This is a genomic window from Shewanella sp. DAU305 (assembly GCF_026802235.1).
In the GTDB taxonomy this organism is placed as follows: Bacteria; Pseudomonadota; Gammaproteobacteria; order Enterobacterales; family Shewanellaceae; genus Shewanella; species Shewanella baltica.
The window spans coordinates 4,258,586-4,274,438 of the sequence record NZ_CP113808.1 but is presented as its reverse complement, the minus strand read 5'-3'; the positions used below and the strand labels follow the sequence as shown (position 1 = coordinate 4,274,438).

At 47.8% G+C, this 15,853-nt stretch carries 12 protein-coding genes; 4 read left to right on the top strand and 8 right to left on the bottom strand.

Features of this window, described 5'->3' with window-relative positions:
- The first annotated feature begins 12 nt into the window (after nt 1–12).
- Entirely contained in the window at nt 13–3,237 is a 3,225-nt protein-coding gene (gene carB / locus OX890_RS18180) for a carbamoyl-phosphate synthase large subunit (protein ID WP_263221762.1), read from the top strand.
- Between the two features lie 188 nt (nt 3,238–3,425).
- Entirely contained in the window at nt 3,426–4,160 is a 735-nt protein-coding gene (locus OX890_RS18175) for an RluA family pseudouridine synthase (RefSeq protein ID WP_268649688.1), read from the top strand.
- A gap of 59 nt (nt 4,161–4,219) precedes the next feature.
- Here the strand turns inward: OX890_RS18175 and OX890_RS18170 are convergent, their stop codons facing one another.
- The 4 genes from OX890_RS18170 to OX890_RS18155 form a co-directional block, all read right to left on the bottom strand.
- Complete coding sequence (locus OX890_RS18170; protein ID WP_268649687.1) at nt 4,220–4,993, bottom strand: substrate-binding periplasmic protein; 774 nt, start codon at nt 4,991–4,993, stop codon at nt 4,220–4,222.
- A gap of 198 nt (nt 4,994–5,191) precedes the next feature.
- Nucleotides 5,192–6,280 (bottom strand): methyl-accepting chemotaxis protein, encoded by a 1,089-nt coding sequence (locus OX890_RS18165; RefSeq protein WP_268649686.1) that lies wholly within the window; start codon nt 6,278–6,280, stop codon nt 5,192–5,194.
- Nucleotides 6,281–6,585: 305 nt separating this feature from the next.
- Nucleotides 6,586–7,959 carry a magnesium transporter gene (mgtE, locus tag OX890_RS18160; RefSeq protein ID WP_268649685.1) on the bottom strand — a complete coding sequence of 458 codons (1,374 nt, stop codon included), beginning with the start codon at nt 7,957–7,959 and terminating at the stop codon, nt 6,586–6,588.
- A 19-nt stretch (nt 7,960–7,978) separates the two neighbouring features.
- Nucleotides 7,979–8,686, bottom strand: a complete 708-nt coding sequence (locus OX890_RS18155; protein ID WP_268649684.1) for a hypothetical protein — start codon at nt 8,684–8,686, stop codon at nt 7,979–7,981.
- A 779-nt stretch (nt 8,687–9,465) separates the two neighbouring features.
- Between OX890_RS18155 and OX890_RS18150 the strand changes: the two genes are divergently transcribed.
- Nucleotides 9,466–10,692, top strand: coding sequence for an endonuclease/exonuclease/phosphatase family protein (locus tag OX890_RS18150; protein WP_268649683.1), 1,227 nt, complete (start codon nt 9,466–9,468; stop codon nt 10,690–10,692).
- Between the two features lie 112 nt (nt 10,693–10,804).
- Here OX890_RS18150 and OX890_RS18145 read toward each other — a convergent pair whose 3' ends face one another.
- The 3 genes from OX890_RS18145 to bufA2 all read right to left on the bottom strand — a co-directional run bounded on the left by OX890_RS18145 (nt 10,805) and on the right by bufA2 (nt 13,068).
- Nucleotides 10,805–11,617: an HvfC/BufC N-terminal domain-containing protein gene (locus tag OX890_RS18145; protein WP_012586994.1), complete on the bottom strand. Its 813-nt coding sequence runs from the start codon at nt 11,615–11,617 to the stop codon at nt 10,805–10,807.
- The gene (gene bufB / locus OX890_RS18140; RefSeq protein ID WP_268649682.1) at nt 11,614–12,513 is read right to left on the bottom strand and encodes an MNIO family bufferin maturase; all 900 of its coding nucleotides are present in this window, start codon (nt 12,511–12,513) and stop codon (nt 11,614–11,616) included. Before bufB ends, OX890_RS18145 begins: the two co-directional genes overlap by 4 nt.
- 102 nt (nt 12,514–12,615) lie before the next feature.
- Nucleotides 12,616–13,068 carry a BufA2 family periplasmic bufferin-type metallophore gene (gene bufA2, locus OX890_RS18135; RefSeq protein WP_268649681.1) on the bottom strand — a complete coding sequence of 151 codons (453 nt, stop codon included), beginning with the start codon at nt 13,066–13,068 and terminating at the stop codon, nt 12,616–12,618.
- Between the two features lie 496 nt (nt 13,069–13,564).
- On the opposite strand from bufA2, the gene OX890_RS18130 reads away from it, so the two are divergent.
- A complete protein-coding gene (locus tag OX890_RS18130; RefSeq protein ID WP_006083894.1) occupies nt 13,565–14,755 on the top strand; it encodes a class I SAM-dependent rRNA methyltransferase in 1,191 nt (396 codons plus the stop codon).
- A gap of 275 nt (nt 14,756–15,030) precedes the next feature.
- Here OX890_RS18130 and rpiA read toward each other — a convergent pair whose 3' ends face one another.
- Complete coding sequence (gene rpiA, locus OX890_RS18125) at nt 15,031–15,693, bottom strand: ribose-5-phosphate isomerase RpiA (RefSeq protein ID WP_006082772.1); 663 nt, start codon at nt 15,691–15,693, stop codon at nt 15,031–15,033.
- Nucleotides 15,694–15,853: the final 160 nt, after the last annotated feature.

The window sequence follows — 15,853 nt, the reverse complement described above, 5'->3', positions numbered from 1 at the left end:
AAGAGAGAAGCAATGCCAAAACGTACAGATATAAAGAGTATTCTTATCCTAGGCGCCGGCCCAATCGTGATTGGTCAGGCATGTGAATTTGACTATTCTGGCGCACAGGCGTGTAAAGCGCTGCGTGAAGAAGGCTACCGTGTCATTCTGGTGAACTCTAACCCTGCCACCATTATGACTGACCCAGAAATGGCCGATGCCACTTATATCGAGCCGATTCACTGGGAAGTGGTCCGTAACATTATTGCTAAAGAACGCCCAGACGCGATTCTGCCAACCATGGGCGGCCAAACCGCACTGAACTGCGCATTAGAACTTGAAGCTAAAGGTGTACTGAAAGAATTTAACGTCGAGATGATTGGCGCGACTGCCGATGCCATCGATAAAGCTGAAGACCGTAGCCGCTTTGATAAAGCGATGAAAAGTATCGGTCTTGACTGTCCACGTGCGGGCATTGCCCACAACATGGAAGAAGCTTACGGCGTACTCGATCAAGTGGGTTTCCCTTGTATTATCCGTCCATCCTTTACTATGGGTGGCTCGGGCGGCGGTATCGCCTACAACAAGGAAGAGTTCGAAGAGATCTGTTCACAGGGCTTAGAGTTATCGCCAACAAGTGAACTGCTGATCGACGAATCACTGATCGGTTGGAAAGAATACGAGATGGAAGTGGTACGTGACCGCAACGATAACTGCATTATCGTCTGCGCCATCGAAAACTTCGATCCTATGGGTGTACACACTGGCGACTCTATTACCGTTGCGCCAGCGCAAACCCTGACTGACAAAGAATACCAAATCATGCGTAACGCCTCTATGGCCGTACTGCGTGAGATTGGTGTTGAGACCGGCGGTTCGAACGTACAGTTTGGTATCAACCCGAAAGATGGCCGTATGGTTATCATCGAGATGAACCCACGTGTATCGCGCTCTTCAGCATTGGCATCAAAGGCAACGGGTTTCCCGATTGCGAAAATCGCCGCTAAGTTAGCGGTTGGTTTCACCCTTGATGAGCTGATGAACGACATCACTGGCGGTCGCACGCCAGCGTCATTCGAGCCTGCTATCGATTACGTTGTGACTAAAGTGCCACGCTTTAACTTTGAAAAGTTTGCTGGCGCCAATGATCGCTTAACCACACAGATGAAGTCTGTGGGTGAAGTGATGGCGATTGGCCGTACTTTCCAAGAGTCACTGCAAAAAGCCTTACGTGGTTTAGAGGTTAGCCGTAACGGTTTAGACCCTATCACTGATATGGCAAAACCGGAGGCAATGCAACGTATTCGCCATGAGCTGAAAGAGCCAGGTTGCGACCGTATTTGGTACATAGCCGATGCGATGCGTGCGGGGCTGAGCTTAGATGAAATCTTTAAGCTGACCAATATCGACCCTTGGTTCCTCGTACAAATCGAAGAGCTTATCAAGCTTGAAGGTGTGGTTGCTGAAGTTGGGCTGGCTGGTCTGGATCATGACTTACTGCGCAAACTGAAACGTAAAGGTTTTGCTGATGCGCGTCTGGCCGATGTATTAGGCGTGAACGAAGCCGAAGTGCGTAAGCTGCGTGATAAGTTTGACCTGCACCCAGTCTACAAGCGTGTGGATACCTGTGCGGCTGAGTTTGCAACAGACACAGCTTACATGTACTCAACGTACGAAGAAGAATGTGAAGCTAACCCATCGACGCGTGACAAAATCATGGTGTTAGGTGGCGGGCCAAACCGTATCGGTCAAGGTATCGAGTTCGATTATTGCTGTGTGCACGCGGCGTTAGCGCTACGTGAAGACGGTTATGAAACCATCATGGTGAACTGTAACCCTGAAACCGTTTCAACCGACTACGACACTTCAGACCGTCTGTACTTCGAACCCGTTACACTGGAAGACGTTTTAGAAATCGTCCGCATCGAGAAGCCAAAAGGCGTTATCGTGCAGTACGGTGGTCAAACACCATTGAAATTGGCCCGAGCCTTAGAAGCCGCTGGCGTACCTGTCATTGGTACTAGCCCAGATGCAATTGACCGCGCCGAAGACCGTGAGCGTTTCCAACAAGCGATTCAACGCTTAGAGATGAAGCAGCCTGAAAACGATACCGTGACTACGGTTGAAGGTGCTGTGATTGCCGCTGAGCGTATCGGTTATCCGCTAGTTGTGCGTCCATCCTATGTACTTGGCGGCCGCGCGATGGAAATCGTCTACGACAAGCAAGATTTGCTACGTTACTTCAACGAAGCCGTGAGCGTATCGAACGCATCCCCAGTATTGCTCGATCGCTTCTTAGATGATGCGATTGAAGTGGATATCGACGCAGTATGTGACGGTGAAATCGTGGTGATTGGCGCGATTATGGAGCATATCGAACAAGCGGGTGTTCACTCCGGTGACTCAGGTTGTTCGCTGCCGCCATACACGCTAAGCCAAGAAATCCAAGATCGCATGCGCGTTCAAGTCGGCAAGTTGGCGATGGAACTCGGTGTTGTTGGCTTGATGAACGTACAGTTCGCCGTGAAAGATAACGAAATCTATATGATTGAAGTTAACCCACGTGCTGCCCGTACTGTGCCATTCGTGTCTAAAGCGACCGGTGTGCCTTTGGCTAAGATTGCCGCGCGTGTGATGGCGGGTCAAAGCTTAACGTCGCAAAACTTCACTAAAGAAGTGATCCCACCTTTCTACTCAGTGAAAGAAGTGGTGTTGCCATTTAACAAGTTCCCGGGTGTTGACCCACTGTTAGGCCCAGAAATGCGCTCTACCGGTGAAGTCATGGGCGTGGGCGATACGTTCGCCGAAGCCTATGCCAAGGCGCAGTTAGGTGCCACTTCTGAAGTGCCTAAGTCGGGTCGTGCGTTATTGTCTGTGCGTAACAGCGATAAGAAACGCGTTGCCGATTTAGCGGCTAAGTTAATCGAGCTCGGTTACCAAATCGATGCCACTCACGGTACTGCGATTATCCTTGGCGAAGCGGGTATCAACCCACGTTTAGTGAACAAGGTACACGAAGGTCGTCCACACATTCTCGATCGCATCAAGAATGGTGAATACACTTATATCGTGAACACTACCGAAGGTCGCCAAGCGATTGAAGATTCTCGTCAATTGCGCCGCGGTGCACTGCGTTACAAAGTGAACTACACCACGACCATGAACGCTGCATTCGCCACGTGTATGGCCCATGCCGCTGATGATCGTACTAATGTGACGTCAGTACAAGAACTGCATCTGCGCGTACTGGCTAAATAAGCCACAGGGTTAATGCCGTGAATGAGAGGGCCGCATAACTTAGGTTATGCGGCCTTATTATTTAGGCCCGTGTCTGTCTTGCTCAATTCTTGAATTTGTTTTATTGGGTTACTTAGTCTGTTTTACTGAGTTTGTTTTGAGTATGACTTAACTCTTTTTATCTTCTATTTATGTTGCCTGAGAAAATTATGCCTGCGCCAGCCGCTAGTCCTACTAAAGTTGATACGTTTATTGCGCCGCCTTGCCTCGGGCAAATACGCGTGCTTTATCAAGATAGCGACATTCTGCTGATTGATAAGCCGAGCGGATTATTGAGTCTGTCGGGGAAGAATCCGCTCAATCTCGATTCAGTGCATTATCGCTTAGTGCAGGATTTTCCGACGGCCACTTTGCTGCACAGGCTTGATTTTGGCACTTCGGGCATCATGCTGGTGGCGCTAAATAAAACCGTGAATGGCTTGCTGACCAAGCAGTTTCAGGCGCGCACAGTCGAGAAGCGTTATACCGCCTTGTTGCACGGACATATCGCCGCTGACAGCGGGGTGATTGAACTGCCGATCGCTAAAGATAGTGATCATTTCCCACTACAAAAAATTTGCCACAGCACAGGTAAACCTGCGATCAGCGAATATCGGGTGCTGGAACGGTTAACCGACCCTTTTGCCACGCGGGTCGAGTTTACCCCGGTTTCCGGCCGAACCCATCAACTGCGGATCCACAGCCAGCAATTTGGCCACTCGATTCTGGGATGCGATCTCTATGGTGGCGTGGGTGAGAGTGTGGCTAATAACGCCGATGCACTTGACCCAAACATGACAGAAGTGGTGAGTAACAGCAGATTAATGCTGCATGCGACCCGCTTAGCGTTTAATCATCCTATTACGGGTGAGCGTATCGACTGGCTTTGCGAGTGCCCTTTCTAAGTGCTTGCTGAAGAGTCATAGAGTTTAACGTTCAGCACTTAAAACCTGGAACAATGGGTTTAGTGACCCAGCCCGATACGTTCGGTCTGCATGGGCGGCGCATCGTTGGGGAGCCAAGTATGGTAAATCGTTGCGAAAGTACCATCCGCTTTTATCGCTTCTAGGGCACTTTTCCATTGCTCGATCACCTCATTGGGCGTGCCTCGCGAGAAGGCAATATACAGATGGTTAGCGCTAATAGTGAAGAGGGACTCTACATCATCCATGCTTGCACTCGCATCCGATAAAATACTCGGCGCGGTGAGATTGGCATTACACCAAAGGTCGATACGGTGCTTCATCAGTTGTTTTGCACTCAATAAGGGCGCGGATGAGGCGGCAACGTTTGTAAATCCCAGTTCGAGCAATAGGCGCTCTTCCACTGAGGCACGATAGACACCAATTGCCTTCGCCGTTTTAGCATCTTCTATTGAGGTAATTTTTATACCGCTATTTTTTAAGGCATAAAAATTGGTTGTGCCGACAGCAACAGGTCCAATCATAGTAAACATCTGTTCTCTTTCTGCGGTGCGCGTCATAGTGAATAACACAGTATTGGGCTGCTCGGTCAACATTTTCCAGCCGCGAGCCCAAGGTACGACTTTAATTGGGTCTGGACTCTTGATGCGTTTTTGAATTTCTTCTACGACTTGTACTGCTAAACCAGCAGGTTTGCCATCAACAGAGAAACTGATCGGTGACCATTCTTCCGTATAGATGTTTAGCGGCTGTGCGCTCAGGGAGAAAGCGCTGCAGAGGATAAGTGATAGCAAAAAGTTTGTGACTAATTTCATTAATAACCCTAAAGATTAGAACGTTATAATTGAGTCTCACTGCTTGCTCTTAAAATGATTAAAGATGAACGCTGTGTTCAAATCAAGTATAGCTAGGGGTTGATTTTCTAAGATGAAATTTACTATATCGTTTTTAACGATAAAAAAGAGCGCGAATATGGCGCTCTTAGGTAGGTTTTATCAATGCGACTGCAAACATCAGGCGCGATAGACGTCACGCATCAGATTATCAATACAGTGCACAACACGCATACTGGCGTCTTCCATTGAGTGCAGTTGTTTGACCATCTCAGGTAAATTACCTTTTTGTCTCGCATTGAGCGCCGCTTTTCCTGCCTCGTGTACCGCTTTATGTGGTGCATCTAATGCTTTGAAGTTACTTAAATGCTGATAATTCTCGGCACCAAATCCTTTGAAATACCATTGCCCTAGGCGGCACTCAGTGTGTGAGTTCACATTGTGGTTATGCTGTGGTTTTTCAATTAATTGATAAACACTACTTTTCCAGACTGCGTGGTCGAGCTTAGTGGTATTCAAGAATGACGCGGTAGCAGCGTTATGGATAACCTGCTGCATTTGCTTTGAGCGATGCAGTACATCTTCAACCACTTGGCCGATTTGGGTAGAAGAGCTGGCAACATCGATAGCGCTGCTTTGATTGTTATGGACAATTTCTTTAATTTCAGCCGCTTGAATAACGATTTGCTTTACCAGTTTTTCAATGTGGCTGCTGGCTTCGTGGGCTTTACTGGCAAGTTGGCGCACTTCATCGGCAACCACTGCAAAACCGCGTCCTGCTTCGCCTGCGCGGGCGGCTTCAATGGCGGCATTCAATGCCAGCAAGTTCGTCTGTTCTGAGATACCTTGAATTGCGGCAACAAACTGGTTGATTGAAGAGGTCGTCGCATCTAGCTCAGTAACGGCTTTCATGCTGCTCGACGCTTGCTCATTAATATAAGTCGCCCGAGTGCCTAAACTTGCCACGGCGATGCGGGTTTGATCAAAAATCTTATCAAGTTCTGACAGTGAATCCTGTTCGGAGGTAAGTAATTCGGCGCTGTTGGCTAAACCTTCGCGCACCGCATTGAGCATGTCTCCACCTTGGTTTTGGCAGGCAATGACCTCAGTGTAGTGATCCGCATTTTGTCGTGATTGCTGCTGCATAGTCTCATTTTCACGGATCATGCCACGCAGTTCGTCGATTTCATTTTGGCGTTGTTGTTCTAGTTGGATAAGCCGCTCTTTAAGCGCCTTATTTTCAGCTTTGAGCTGGGAATTAAACCACATAAAAAAACCTCTAACGTCGCAAGGACTATGGCTATTGCTTATCGATTTACAGTGACTGGGCTCTGCGGTAAATACTGCAATGTTAATAAAAAGTAAAACCATTTTGGTGTTGAAATATTAACTGATCCTTGCGCTTTATTCTTAATTTTTTTAGGGTTTTTGTCGCTTTAATGCGTTGGCGCAAATTAACCCTATTTTTTGAATGAAAAGTGAACCAAGCTAACATTGAAAACTGGGTCAAGTCAGCTGGTTCACTTCGAGGTTTTATCGCTATTGATTAGCGCTATGAAGGCTTTATTGCATGCCTATGGCATGGGTAAGTCGAGCACCATAGTTGCAATGCTGAAATAAACCAGCACGCCTATGATATCGGCGATGGAGGTGATGAGTGGCGCACTCGCCGCCGCAGGGTCCATCTTTAACTTGCTCAGCAAGAAGGGTAATGACATACCAATCAAGCTGCCAATAATCACAACAATTTGCATTGTGAGTGCCACAACCAGCGCGATTTCAGGTCCGCCTCGCCAAAATCCGAGCAAGGACACTGCCGCTGCCATGCTGGCTCCTAATAATCCGGCGACAAATAACTCGCGCCCTAGCATAGATAACCAATCTTTGAGAACCACTTCCCCTGTGGCTAAGCCGCGTACCATTAAGGTTGACGATTGTGAGCCCGCATTGCCGCCGCTATCGATCAGCAGAGGTAGGAAGAAGACTAAAGAGACATAACTGGCAATAGTGTCTTCGAAGAAGGCGATACCGGCCCCTGAGAAGATATTACCAAAGACCAAAATCACCAGCCAAACCACGCGCTTGCGGTAAAGTAAGCCTATGCTGGCTGTCTTGAGGTTATGGTCAATATTGCCGATGGCCGCAGTTTTTGTGAACTCAAGATCCGCCTGTGAGCTGGCAATATCCATAGCATCATCATAGGTGACGATACCGACGAGCTGGCCTTTCCCATTGACTACTGGCAGCGCCATTAAGTCGTAATGGGCGATCATCTGCACCGCTTCTTCGCGAAAGGCATTGGCATCAAGGGCGACGGGATCGGGCTTCATAAAATCGACCACTCGCTCATGCGGCTGCGCCAGCAATAGCTGCCTTAGCGATACAGTTCCTATTAAGCGGCCTAACATATCAACCACATAGGTTTGATAAATGGTTTCCTTATCGGCGGCCTCTGTGCGTAGGGTATCGATGGCTTCTGCCGCAGTATGGCGGCTATTCAGTAATGTGTAATCCGAGGTCATGACAGCGCCGACCTTGGCTTTATCATAGGCGGCGAGGGTGCGCATATCTTCCCGTTTGGCCAATGCTAGCGCAGGTAAAATCGCCGCTTGCTGGGTTTCATCGAGCAGATTATAGAGGTCGGCACGTTCATCTGCAGCCATGTGAACCAGTAGCGCAGAAAGCGTGGTTTTATCTAATTGCTGTACTAAGCTGGCTTGCAATTCATCGGTCAGGTAGCGAAACAAATTGGCGCAAACCTTAGGTGAGGCCAGTTGCAATAATAGGACTTGTTGAGCTTGATTAAAGACGTTAAATACGGCTGCAATATCGGCAGGGTGGCGTTTTTCGGCTAATTCAGCCATGGCGCTGGCACTGCGTTGCTCGATAATCATTTGCAGGTTATGGATGATTTTTTTAGTGTTGTTTGTGCTGTTATTCATGTTCATAGTTCATTCTCTCAACGATCTAGTGACCAAAGTAAAAGGTGATGTCTGCGCCAAGTTGCAGCGCGTTGCCACGAAGGGCATTGCCTAAGCTCAATTCCAGCTGTAGCTGTTGTTGCGGCGAGTGTTGATAAGCGAACTGATAGGTAGTCTCGCTCAATTCTTTTTGATAAATCTCGGCTATCACGCGATGGTGACTACTGAGTTCATACGCCGCCGCGATACCCACAAGCAATTGGGTTGATTGATTAAACTCATGGGTAAAACCTAAATTGGCATAGAGACTGACATCAGAATCGCCTAAGGTTTTACCCATAATGCCGAAGACTTCGGTGGCTAATTCGTTACTGGCATCGAGGTTTTTCTGCAAGTTGATTACCAGTGCGCTGTGCCAATCATCCTGTTGCTGCTCTGGATCTGAGTGGGAGTTTACGTTGAGTGGTAGCTTAATGCCGACCTCTGCTTGCTCCTCACGAATATCGTCATTGGTATTGGACGCTAATCCTAAATGCCATTCCCATTGATTGCGGCTGCAAGTCGTGGTTGCGTTAAATTGTGGGCGAGCATGATCCGACCTAGGTTGTTGCCAGCCGAGTTCTAATTCGCAGTGTTCTGCGAGGGCGGGATCATCCACTTCGAGATGGGATGCTGCCGCACTCATGCTGTAGTACAAGCTGAAACTTGCACAGGATAAAGACCGCAAAATTGCTGCGTTGTTTATGTAAGCCATGTTAAGGCTCCTCAGGTGTAAACCCTTAGGTGTTAATCCATCGGGTAAACGGAGGGTACTGAGGCAAAAACTTGCTTTGAGATGCAAAAAATACACATAACTGAACCCCAGCGAATATGCTGGAATTGCGAAAAGCGCAGCCATAGGCTCAAGCTTTATGGTTTGTGATTGATATTTTGGGGGAGGCGGAGTGAAGAATGGTTCACACTACTACCCTGCTTAGCAGGTAGCAGCAAAATATTGCGGGCTAGTGCTAGGCGTTAAATCCTGTCTTTTGGACAGGGCATCTACTGTCGCTTATGTGTGTGCCCACAGTGGGTCTCCGCAATGATTAAAAGTCGCCATCATTCTAATGGGCCAAAAGTTAAAGTCAACCGCACAAGTCGTTACCTATGTTTTTGTTTAAATTTAGATTTTAATTAAATGTTAACATTATGATGCTACTTAGGTCTGTGTATGGTTGTTGGACTGCTTGATGAATTTATGTGCAGTGGCTTGTTGTTGATTTGTTTGTTTTATGGGCGTTGGCTGTAATGCTGCCTCTATGAGGTGTCTTTTAGTGGTATCGGATATCGGGCATTGGGTATTGATATATCGGGGCTCGGATATTGATGCGTCGATTAAGTTTGGCTAACACCTTATCTCAAATGGATTATTTGGCATTGATGCGCATCGGGTATACCCTTGTAGTGTCTGTACCTGTGAGTCAAGGTGATCATTCAGACAGGTTCAGACAGGTTCAGACAGGTCGCCGTATTCAGATTTGGAGGTATTAAGCCGTGGCATACAATATCGATGTTGATGAGTTGGACTCCATAGCTGTGGCTGTTGAGCATAATGACATCGCCCAGATGAGAGTCGCCAATATCAAGATCGCCAGTATCAATCTGTTTAACTTTATAGAGCCGCCTTTGGCTTACTACGATTTTGAAAATATCTATAGCCATGGTCAGTGGCAGAAAAAGTGCCAATGGCTGAGTGAGTTTCTCGCCCATCGTCAGCCTGATATTGTCGGATTTCAAGAAGTGTTTAGTCCAGAACCGCTCAAACGAATCGCCAGCGAGCAAGGGCTAGTGCATTTTGCTGTCATTGATGCGCCAACTCTTATCAGTGATTACATTTATCGCAGCCCTGTGGTCGCGCTTGCCTCCCGTTATCCCATAGTGAAAATCAGCAGTGTCGAACCTGATGCGCGCTTAGTGGCGGCGATGGGATTATCGAGTGAATTTACCTTTAGCCGTAAGGTGCTGCGCGCAACCGTTGAGGTGCCGCATATTGGTAAGTGTGATTTTTATGTGGTGCACTTTAAATCAAAACGCGCCGGATTAGCGCTCGAACCTAAGCTATTTGAACATCAGCCACTTGAACCTAAGCGATTTGAAAATCAGCCCCTAGGATTCGATAACTCGGCGCCCGCAGCGAGCATGAAACTGCATTCAGAAACCCAATTACTCACAGAGCAAGCCTTAGGCCGCTGGGCATCAACCATTCAGCGCGGCGCGGAAGCTGCGTTATTATTCAATGGCATATTAGTACGCAGGCAAGCATCTAAACATCCCGTCATAGTGATGGGTGACTTTAATGACAGTCTGACGATGGGCGCCTTAGATGCATTAACGATTCAGGGCGAGAGCCTTCACAGTAATGATATTAAAGCCGCTGGCCTTGGGCATTTATCGGATGCGGCGTTAGCGGCGGTGTTTGCTCAGTATCAACTTAAAGATGCCTATGAGTTATTTATTGAAGCGAACTTGAGGGACAGTTTGACGGGTAATACCGCTTACCATAGGGAACACAGAGCGGCGACCCATTACTATGGCCCCAAAGGTTCTGTGCTGGATTATATTTTGCTTTCGAGTGAGTTTGATGCGAGCCATGGCCGCAGTTTAGCGCAAGTGGTGGATTATCAAACCTGCGACAGGCACTTAGTCAGACCCGAATATGAGCGTGATGCCTACAGTACTGACCATGCGCCAGTGATTGTTGAGTTGGCGCTGCGGAGTTAATTACTCATTCAGTTGAGCTCGCTAAATCAAGCCAAATAAAACAACTTAAACTCACTCAAGTTTATTCACTTTAAATCTGGCTAACACTCAATCCCTCAAACCGATTTGTGCATTATGCGATGTCGCGGATAAGCCCCATTTGAAACCAAGCTTGCAGTGCCTGCAGCACTTGCATCGGCGCCTGCGCGTCGCTATAAAATGCTAACATCATTTCGCATTGTTCGGCAAAGGTGGCACCGCCGATAAATCCCAGCAGCAGGGCGAGTTGATATTCGGATAGGGAAATAAACTCAGTTAATCGGCTTTCGCCGCGCCAAAGTAACCAAGCTCGTTTGCCTTGATAATCGGGACTTGGCGGTGATTCTTGCTGTTTTAATGCTTGCCAAGTTTCAACTGCATTACTGTTGCATTGGAATAGCTGCACGCTGGGGTGAAAACGCAGTTGGCAACTCGGCCATTGCTCGGCAGGCAGTGCTTGCAGGCGCGCAAAAGTGGCGCGCTCGGTATCAAAAGCATCGAAGGCATTCAATAAACGCCGCTCGAAGCGAGCAATATCGGCAATGATCGGATACTGACTGAAAAACGCATCTTGGGTTAAGTAGTCGGGCAGGGCATCGGCAAAACTGCGCAGTGAGGTAAACGCCGATGGCTGACTGGCAATATAACCTTTGGCCATGCGTTCAAAGAGTTCATCACCCAGATAGATGCCAAGCATTTCGTGGTCGGTTTCGAGGGTTTCGGTTAAACGAATGCGATAGGCATTGGCATAGATCTGCATCCGAATATCGGCATTAATGCCGCCTTGCTCGGCAATCTTATCTTTGAAGGTTTGCGTGGTTTTCTCAAGGGTTGACGGCGTATCTACCGCCGCACTCGCCAGCAGATAATCCATAAATGCGTGTTGTAGCTGCTGAAGTTGGCTCATGCGATAACCTTTCCTTCATGCATGTTCTTTCTACCTTTGGCGGCGTTGAGTGGATGTACCTCACCTAAGGTATCGCGGGCGATATTTCTGGCAATCGTGAGTTCGGCTTCGAGGGCGGAAAACTCGGGGATATTGGCGTCGCGCTCTATCATAGTGCTGATGCCGCCAAAACGTTTCAGTGCTGCACAGTAGAGGTCCCACACGCTGCTCGTTACATCATGGTCGTGCGTGTCTATCACATAGTCGCCATAGTCGCTGTGTCCGGCGAGGTGGAATTGCTGCACCCGTTTGGGATTGATTTTATTCAAATAGTCCAACGGATTGAAATTATGATTGCGGGCACTGACGTAAATATTATTGATATCTAACAAGATTAAACAGTCTGTTGCCTCAGCAACGGCATTAACGAATTCCCATTCGTCCATGCTGGAATCTTGATAGGACAAATAGCTAGAAACGTTTTCCATCAAAATGCGGCGACCTAAAAAGTCTTGGACGGTTTTAATCCGCTGCGCCACATGCTTAACGGTTTCTTCGGTATAGGGCAGTGGCAGGAGATCATGGCTGTTCACCCCGTGAATTGAGGTCCAGCAGATATGATCGGAAATCCATTGGGGCTGCACATCGTTGGCGAGCTGCTTTAAGGCTTTAAGGTAATCCATATTGAGCGGATCGGTACTGCCAATCGACAGGGAAACACCGTGCATGACTAAGGGATAACGCTCGCCAATTTCCTTGAGGTAATAGCGGGGTTTGCCGCCGGCAACCATGTAGTTTTCCGAGAGCACTTCAAACCAATCGATATCGGGCTCGGTATTGAGCACGGCATCAAAATGCTGTGTCCTCAGACCTAAGCCAAAACCTAATGGTGCTTGCGTGATGACATCTTGCGCCACATTGACTCCTTATCCTTAAGTCTTCTGCTGAATGTGTGGTAAACAGGGGGATAAACGTGACCAGCACAAACTGGTCACGATTTTTAATCAGCATATTGGCGTTTAAGCGCCTGCTTTGCCGCCGATATCACCGCAGGATTTTGCCGGTGCTGCGACAAAACCACTGCCTTTACAGCTGGCGTGGCCTGCACAGGCATTGTCGGCAGTTTTACAATCGTTATGGCCTTTACAGGTGTTAACGCCATAGCAGTGAACCAATTCGGCGTTGGCAATTTTGCCCACCCAATCATCAGCGACTTTACCGCCGACATCACCACAGCTTTTTGATGGCATAGCCACAAAACCACTGCCTTTGCAGCTGGCGTGTCCGGCACAGGCGTTATCGGCGGTTTTGCAATCGTTATGGCCTTTACAGGTATTCACGCCATAACAATGTACGAGATCGGTACTGTCGGCGCCAGCCATAGGTTCGGCGGCATTGGCATAACCCGCCATGCTTGCCATTGCCATCGCTAATGCGGCGCCAGTCAGTGCAGTTTGTGTTTTCTTATACATGGTTCTAATCCTTTTGAGTGTGACTGCTAATGAGTAATCTTGATTTGGTTGCTTTGATAACGACTGCTGTAAATCGACGACTTATAAAGCATTGACTAATAAACACAGGAGTAAGCCTAGTTGTTATCGAGCGATTCGTTTGAATATCTTGTGCGCGGGCTAAACGAGCCTTTCGAATGCGCAGAGCTTTTTCCTGTTGCGATAATGAGACCCGCACTTAGACCAATAACTTTCAACTTAAGTTAAAATGATGTTGTGAAAATCGAGACCAGCGCGATCGAGAGAGCAGAGAAATTGCCCAATTTATGGAAAAAATGGCGTTTCTTGCGCAGGTTTCGTGGCGCAAATAAGGTATGATCGGCAACCCGTGGATGATGGCAAATAAGCGCTGCGGCGCGTTCGGTACTCGCACTCAGGTGACATTGGGTATATCATCCGTTTCCAATTTTTTAGACTGCAGCCATTTTTTAGTGGCGGCACTATTTTTAAGGCAACTATGGCTATCAGAATCAAACTTAAACCCGGCCGCGAGAAGTCGCTCGAGCGTCGCCATCCTTGGGTATTTTCCAATGCTATTCATAACATTAAGGGAAAACCAGAAGCCGGTGAAACAGTCGATGTGGTCGCGCATGATGGTCATTGGTTAGGTCGTGGTGCTTGGTCGCCTGAGTCGCAAATCCAAGTGCGGATTTGGACTTTTGATCGCGAAGAAGAAATTGATCGCGAGTTTTTTGCCAGACGTTTACAGCGGGCGCAAATTGGCCGTAATGATTTAATCCGCGAGCAAGGCTTAACGGGTTATCGATTAGTGGCTGCTGAGTCCGATGGTTTACCTGGGATCACCATCGACAGATATGCCAATGTGTTGGTGTGCCAGTTACTGAGCACAGGTGCTGATTTATGGCGTGATACCTTAGTTGAGTTATTGGCTGAGCAATATCCTGATTGCGCTATCTATGAGCGCTCCGATGTTGATTCCCGTAAGAAAGAAGGCCTGCTGCCTGTTACGGGTTTACTACACGGCACGCTGCCAGAAATGCCGGTGATTATCGAAGAAAACGGCATCAAGATCGCCGTCGATGTGATTAAAGGCCATAAAACAGGTTTCTATCTCGATCAACGTGATAACCGCGCCATTGCCGCCCGTTTTGTGAAAGATAAATCGGTATTGAACTGTTTCTGCTACACAGGCACCTTTGGTTTGTACGCCGCGAAAGCAGGCGCTGCCAGCATAGAAAACGTCGATGTGTCTTCTTTAGCATTAGCGACGGCGCGTCTAAACATGCAAGTGAACGGTTTGAGTGATGACAATGTGCATTACAACGAAGCCGATGTGTTCAAGTTGCTGCGTCTATACCGTGATGAAGGCAAAACCTTCGATGTGATCGTGCTCGACCCGCCTAAGTTTGCCGATAACAAGGCACAGTTAAACGGGGCATGCCGTGGTTATAAAGACATCAACATGATTGCATTGCAGTTGTTGAATCCAGGTGGGGTGTTATTGACTTTCTCTTGCTCGGGATTAATGCCTGCGGATCTGTTCCAAAAAATCGTAGCCGATGCAGCGCTGGACGCAAAACGCGAAATCCAGTTTATCGAACGCTTAAGCCAAGCGAGCGATCACCCAATCGGTAGCGCCTTCCCAGAAGGATTCTACTTAAAAGGCTTAGTCGCAAGAGCTTGGTAAGAGTCGCCAGAGCTTGGTAGATAGTCGCTAGAGCTTAAGCTAAGCGCTTGATATAAGTTGCCTGCGATGTGGGTTTAGTTAGAGAATAGGCCTTAGTTAGGGAATAGGCGGCTTAGTCAGAGAATAGATGGCTTAGTCAGATAACATTTAACCCTAAAAAGAACCATAAAAAATGCCAGCCCTTGAATAAAGTGGCTGGCATTTTTGTCGCGTATTTTAACCGTGTTTTTTACATCTGCAGCCGTGTGACTGGGATGTAAGTGTTAACGCTTAACTTATTCGGCGGTAAAGGTTTTTACACCATCAGGGGTGCCGACTAACAACACATCTGCGCCGCGTTTAGCGAACAGACCGTTAGTGACGACACCGACGATCTCATTGATCTGACTTTCCAATTCTTTTGGATTAAGGATCTTAAGATTGTACACATCGAGGATCACGTTGCCGTTATCGGTCACAACGCCTTCACGGTACACAGGATCGCCGCCTAGCTTAACTAACTGACGTGCCACATAAGAGCGCGCCATAGGGATGACTTCAACTGGCAGTGGGAATTCACCTAGGATGTCGACTTGCTTAGTGTTATCCACGATACAGATAAACTTTTCAGCCACAGCCGCGACAATTTTCTCACGAGTTAACGCCGCGCCGCCGCCTTTGATCATATCCATACGGTCGTTGATTTCATCGGCACCGTCCACATAGACAGATAAACGATCAACGCTGTTTAAGTCATAAACGGGAATACCCAGCGCTTTCATTTTCTGAGTTGATGCCTCAGAGCTAGAGACTGCGCCTTCGATATCAGCTTTCATGGTCGCCAGTGCATCAATAAAGTGATTCACAGTCGAACCAGTACCAACACCAACAATACTGTCTCTTTCAACGTACTTGAGTGCGGCCCAACCGGCAGCTTTTTTCATTTCATCTTGAGTCATGTTGACATCCTGTAACGGCAAATGAGTAAAAAATTCTGCCCTTAGTATACTCTTTTCCGATAAATAATGTGGCGCAATTCCGCCTTAGGTGTGATCTAGATTGCAGGCTTGTCGACATGAGTCAGTGATCCCAATAACCTAAGTAACTGAAGCAGTTAAG

Excerpts from the sequence above, each read along its gene's own strand:
- mgtE (WP_268649685.1), bottom strand. The coding sequence starts at position 7,959 with ATGAACATGAATAACAGCACAAACAACACTAAAAAAATCATCCATAAC.
- OX890_RS18165 (WP_268649686.1), bottom strand. The coding sequence starts at position 6,280 with ATGTGGTTTAATTCCCAGCTCAAAGCTGAAAATAAGGCGCTTAAAGAG.
- OX890_RS18155 (WP_268649684.1), bottom strand. The coding sequence starts at position 8,686 with ATGGCTTACATAAACAACGCAGCAATTTTGCGGTCTTTATCCTGTGCA.
- OX890_RS18145 (WP_012586994.1), bottom strand. The coding sequence starts at position 11,617 with ATGAGCCAACTTCAGCAGCTACAACACGCATTTATGGATTATCTGCTG.
- OX890_RS18170 (WP_268649687.1), bottom strand. The coding sequence starts at position 4,993 with ATGAAATTAGTCACAAACTTTTTGCTATCACTTATCCTCTGCAGCGCT.
- bufA2 (WP_268649681.1), bottom strand. The coding sequence starts at position 13,068 with ATGTATAAGAAAACACAAACTGCACTGACTGGCGCCGCATTAGCGATG.
- carB (WP_263221762.1), top strand. The coding sequence starts at position 13 with ATGCCAAAACGTACAGATATAAAGAGTATTCTTATCCTAGGCGCCGGC.
- OX890_RS18175 (WP_268649688.1), top strand. The coding sequence starts at position 3,426 with ATGCCTGCGCCAGCCGCTAGTCCTACTAAAGTTGATACGTTTATTGCG.
- OX890_RS18130 (WP_006083894.1), top strand. The coding sequence starts at position 13,565 with ATGGCTATCAGAATCAAACTTAAACCCGGCCGCGAGAAGTCGCTCGAG.
- rpiA (WP_006082772.1), bottom strand. The coding sequence starts at position 15,693 with ATGACTCAAGATGAAATGAAAAAAGCTGCCGGTTGGGCCGCACTCAAG.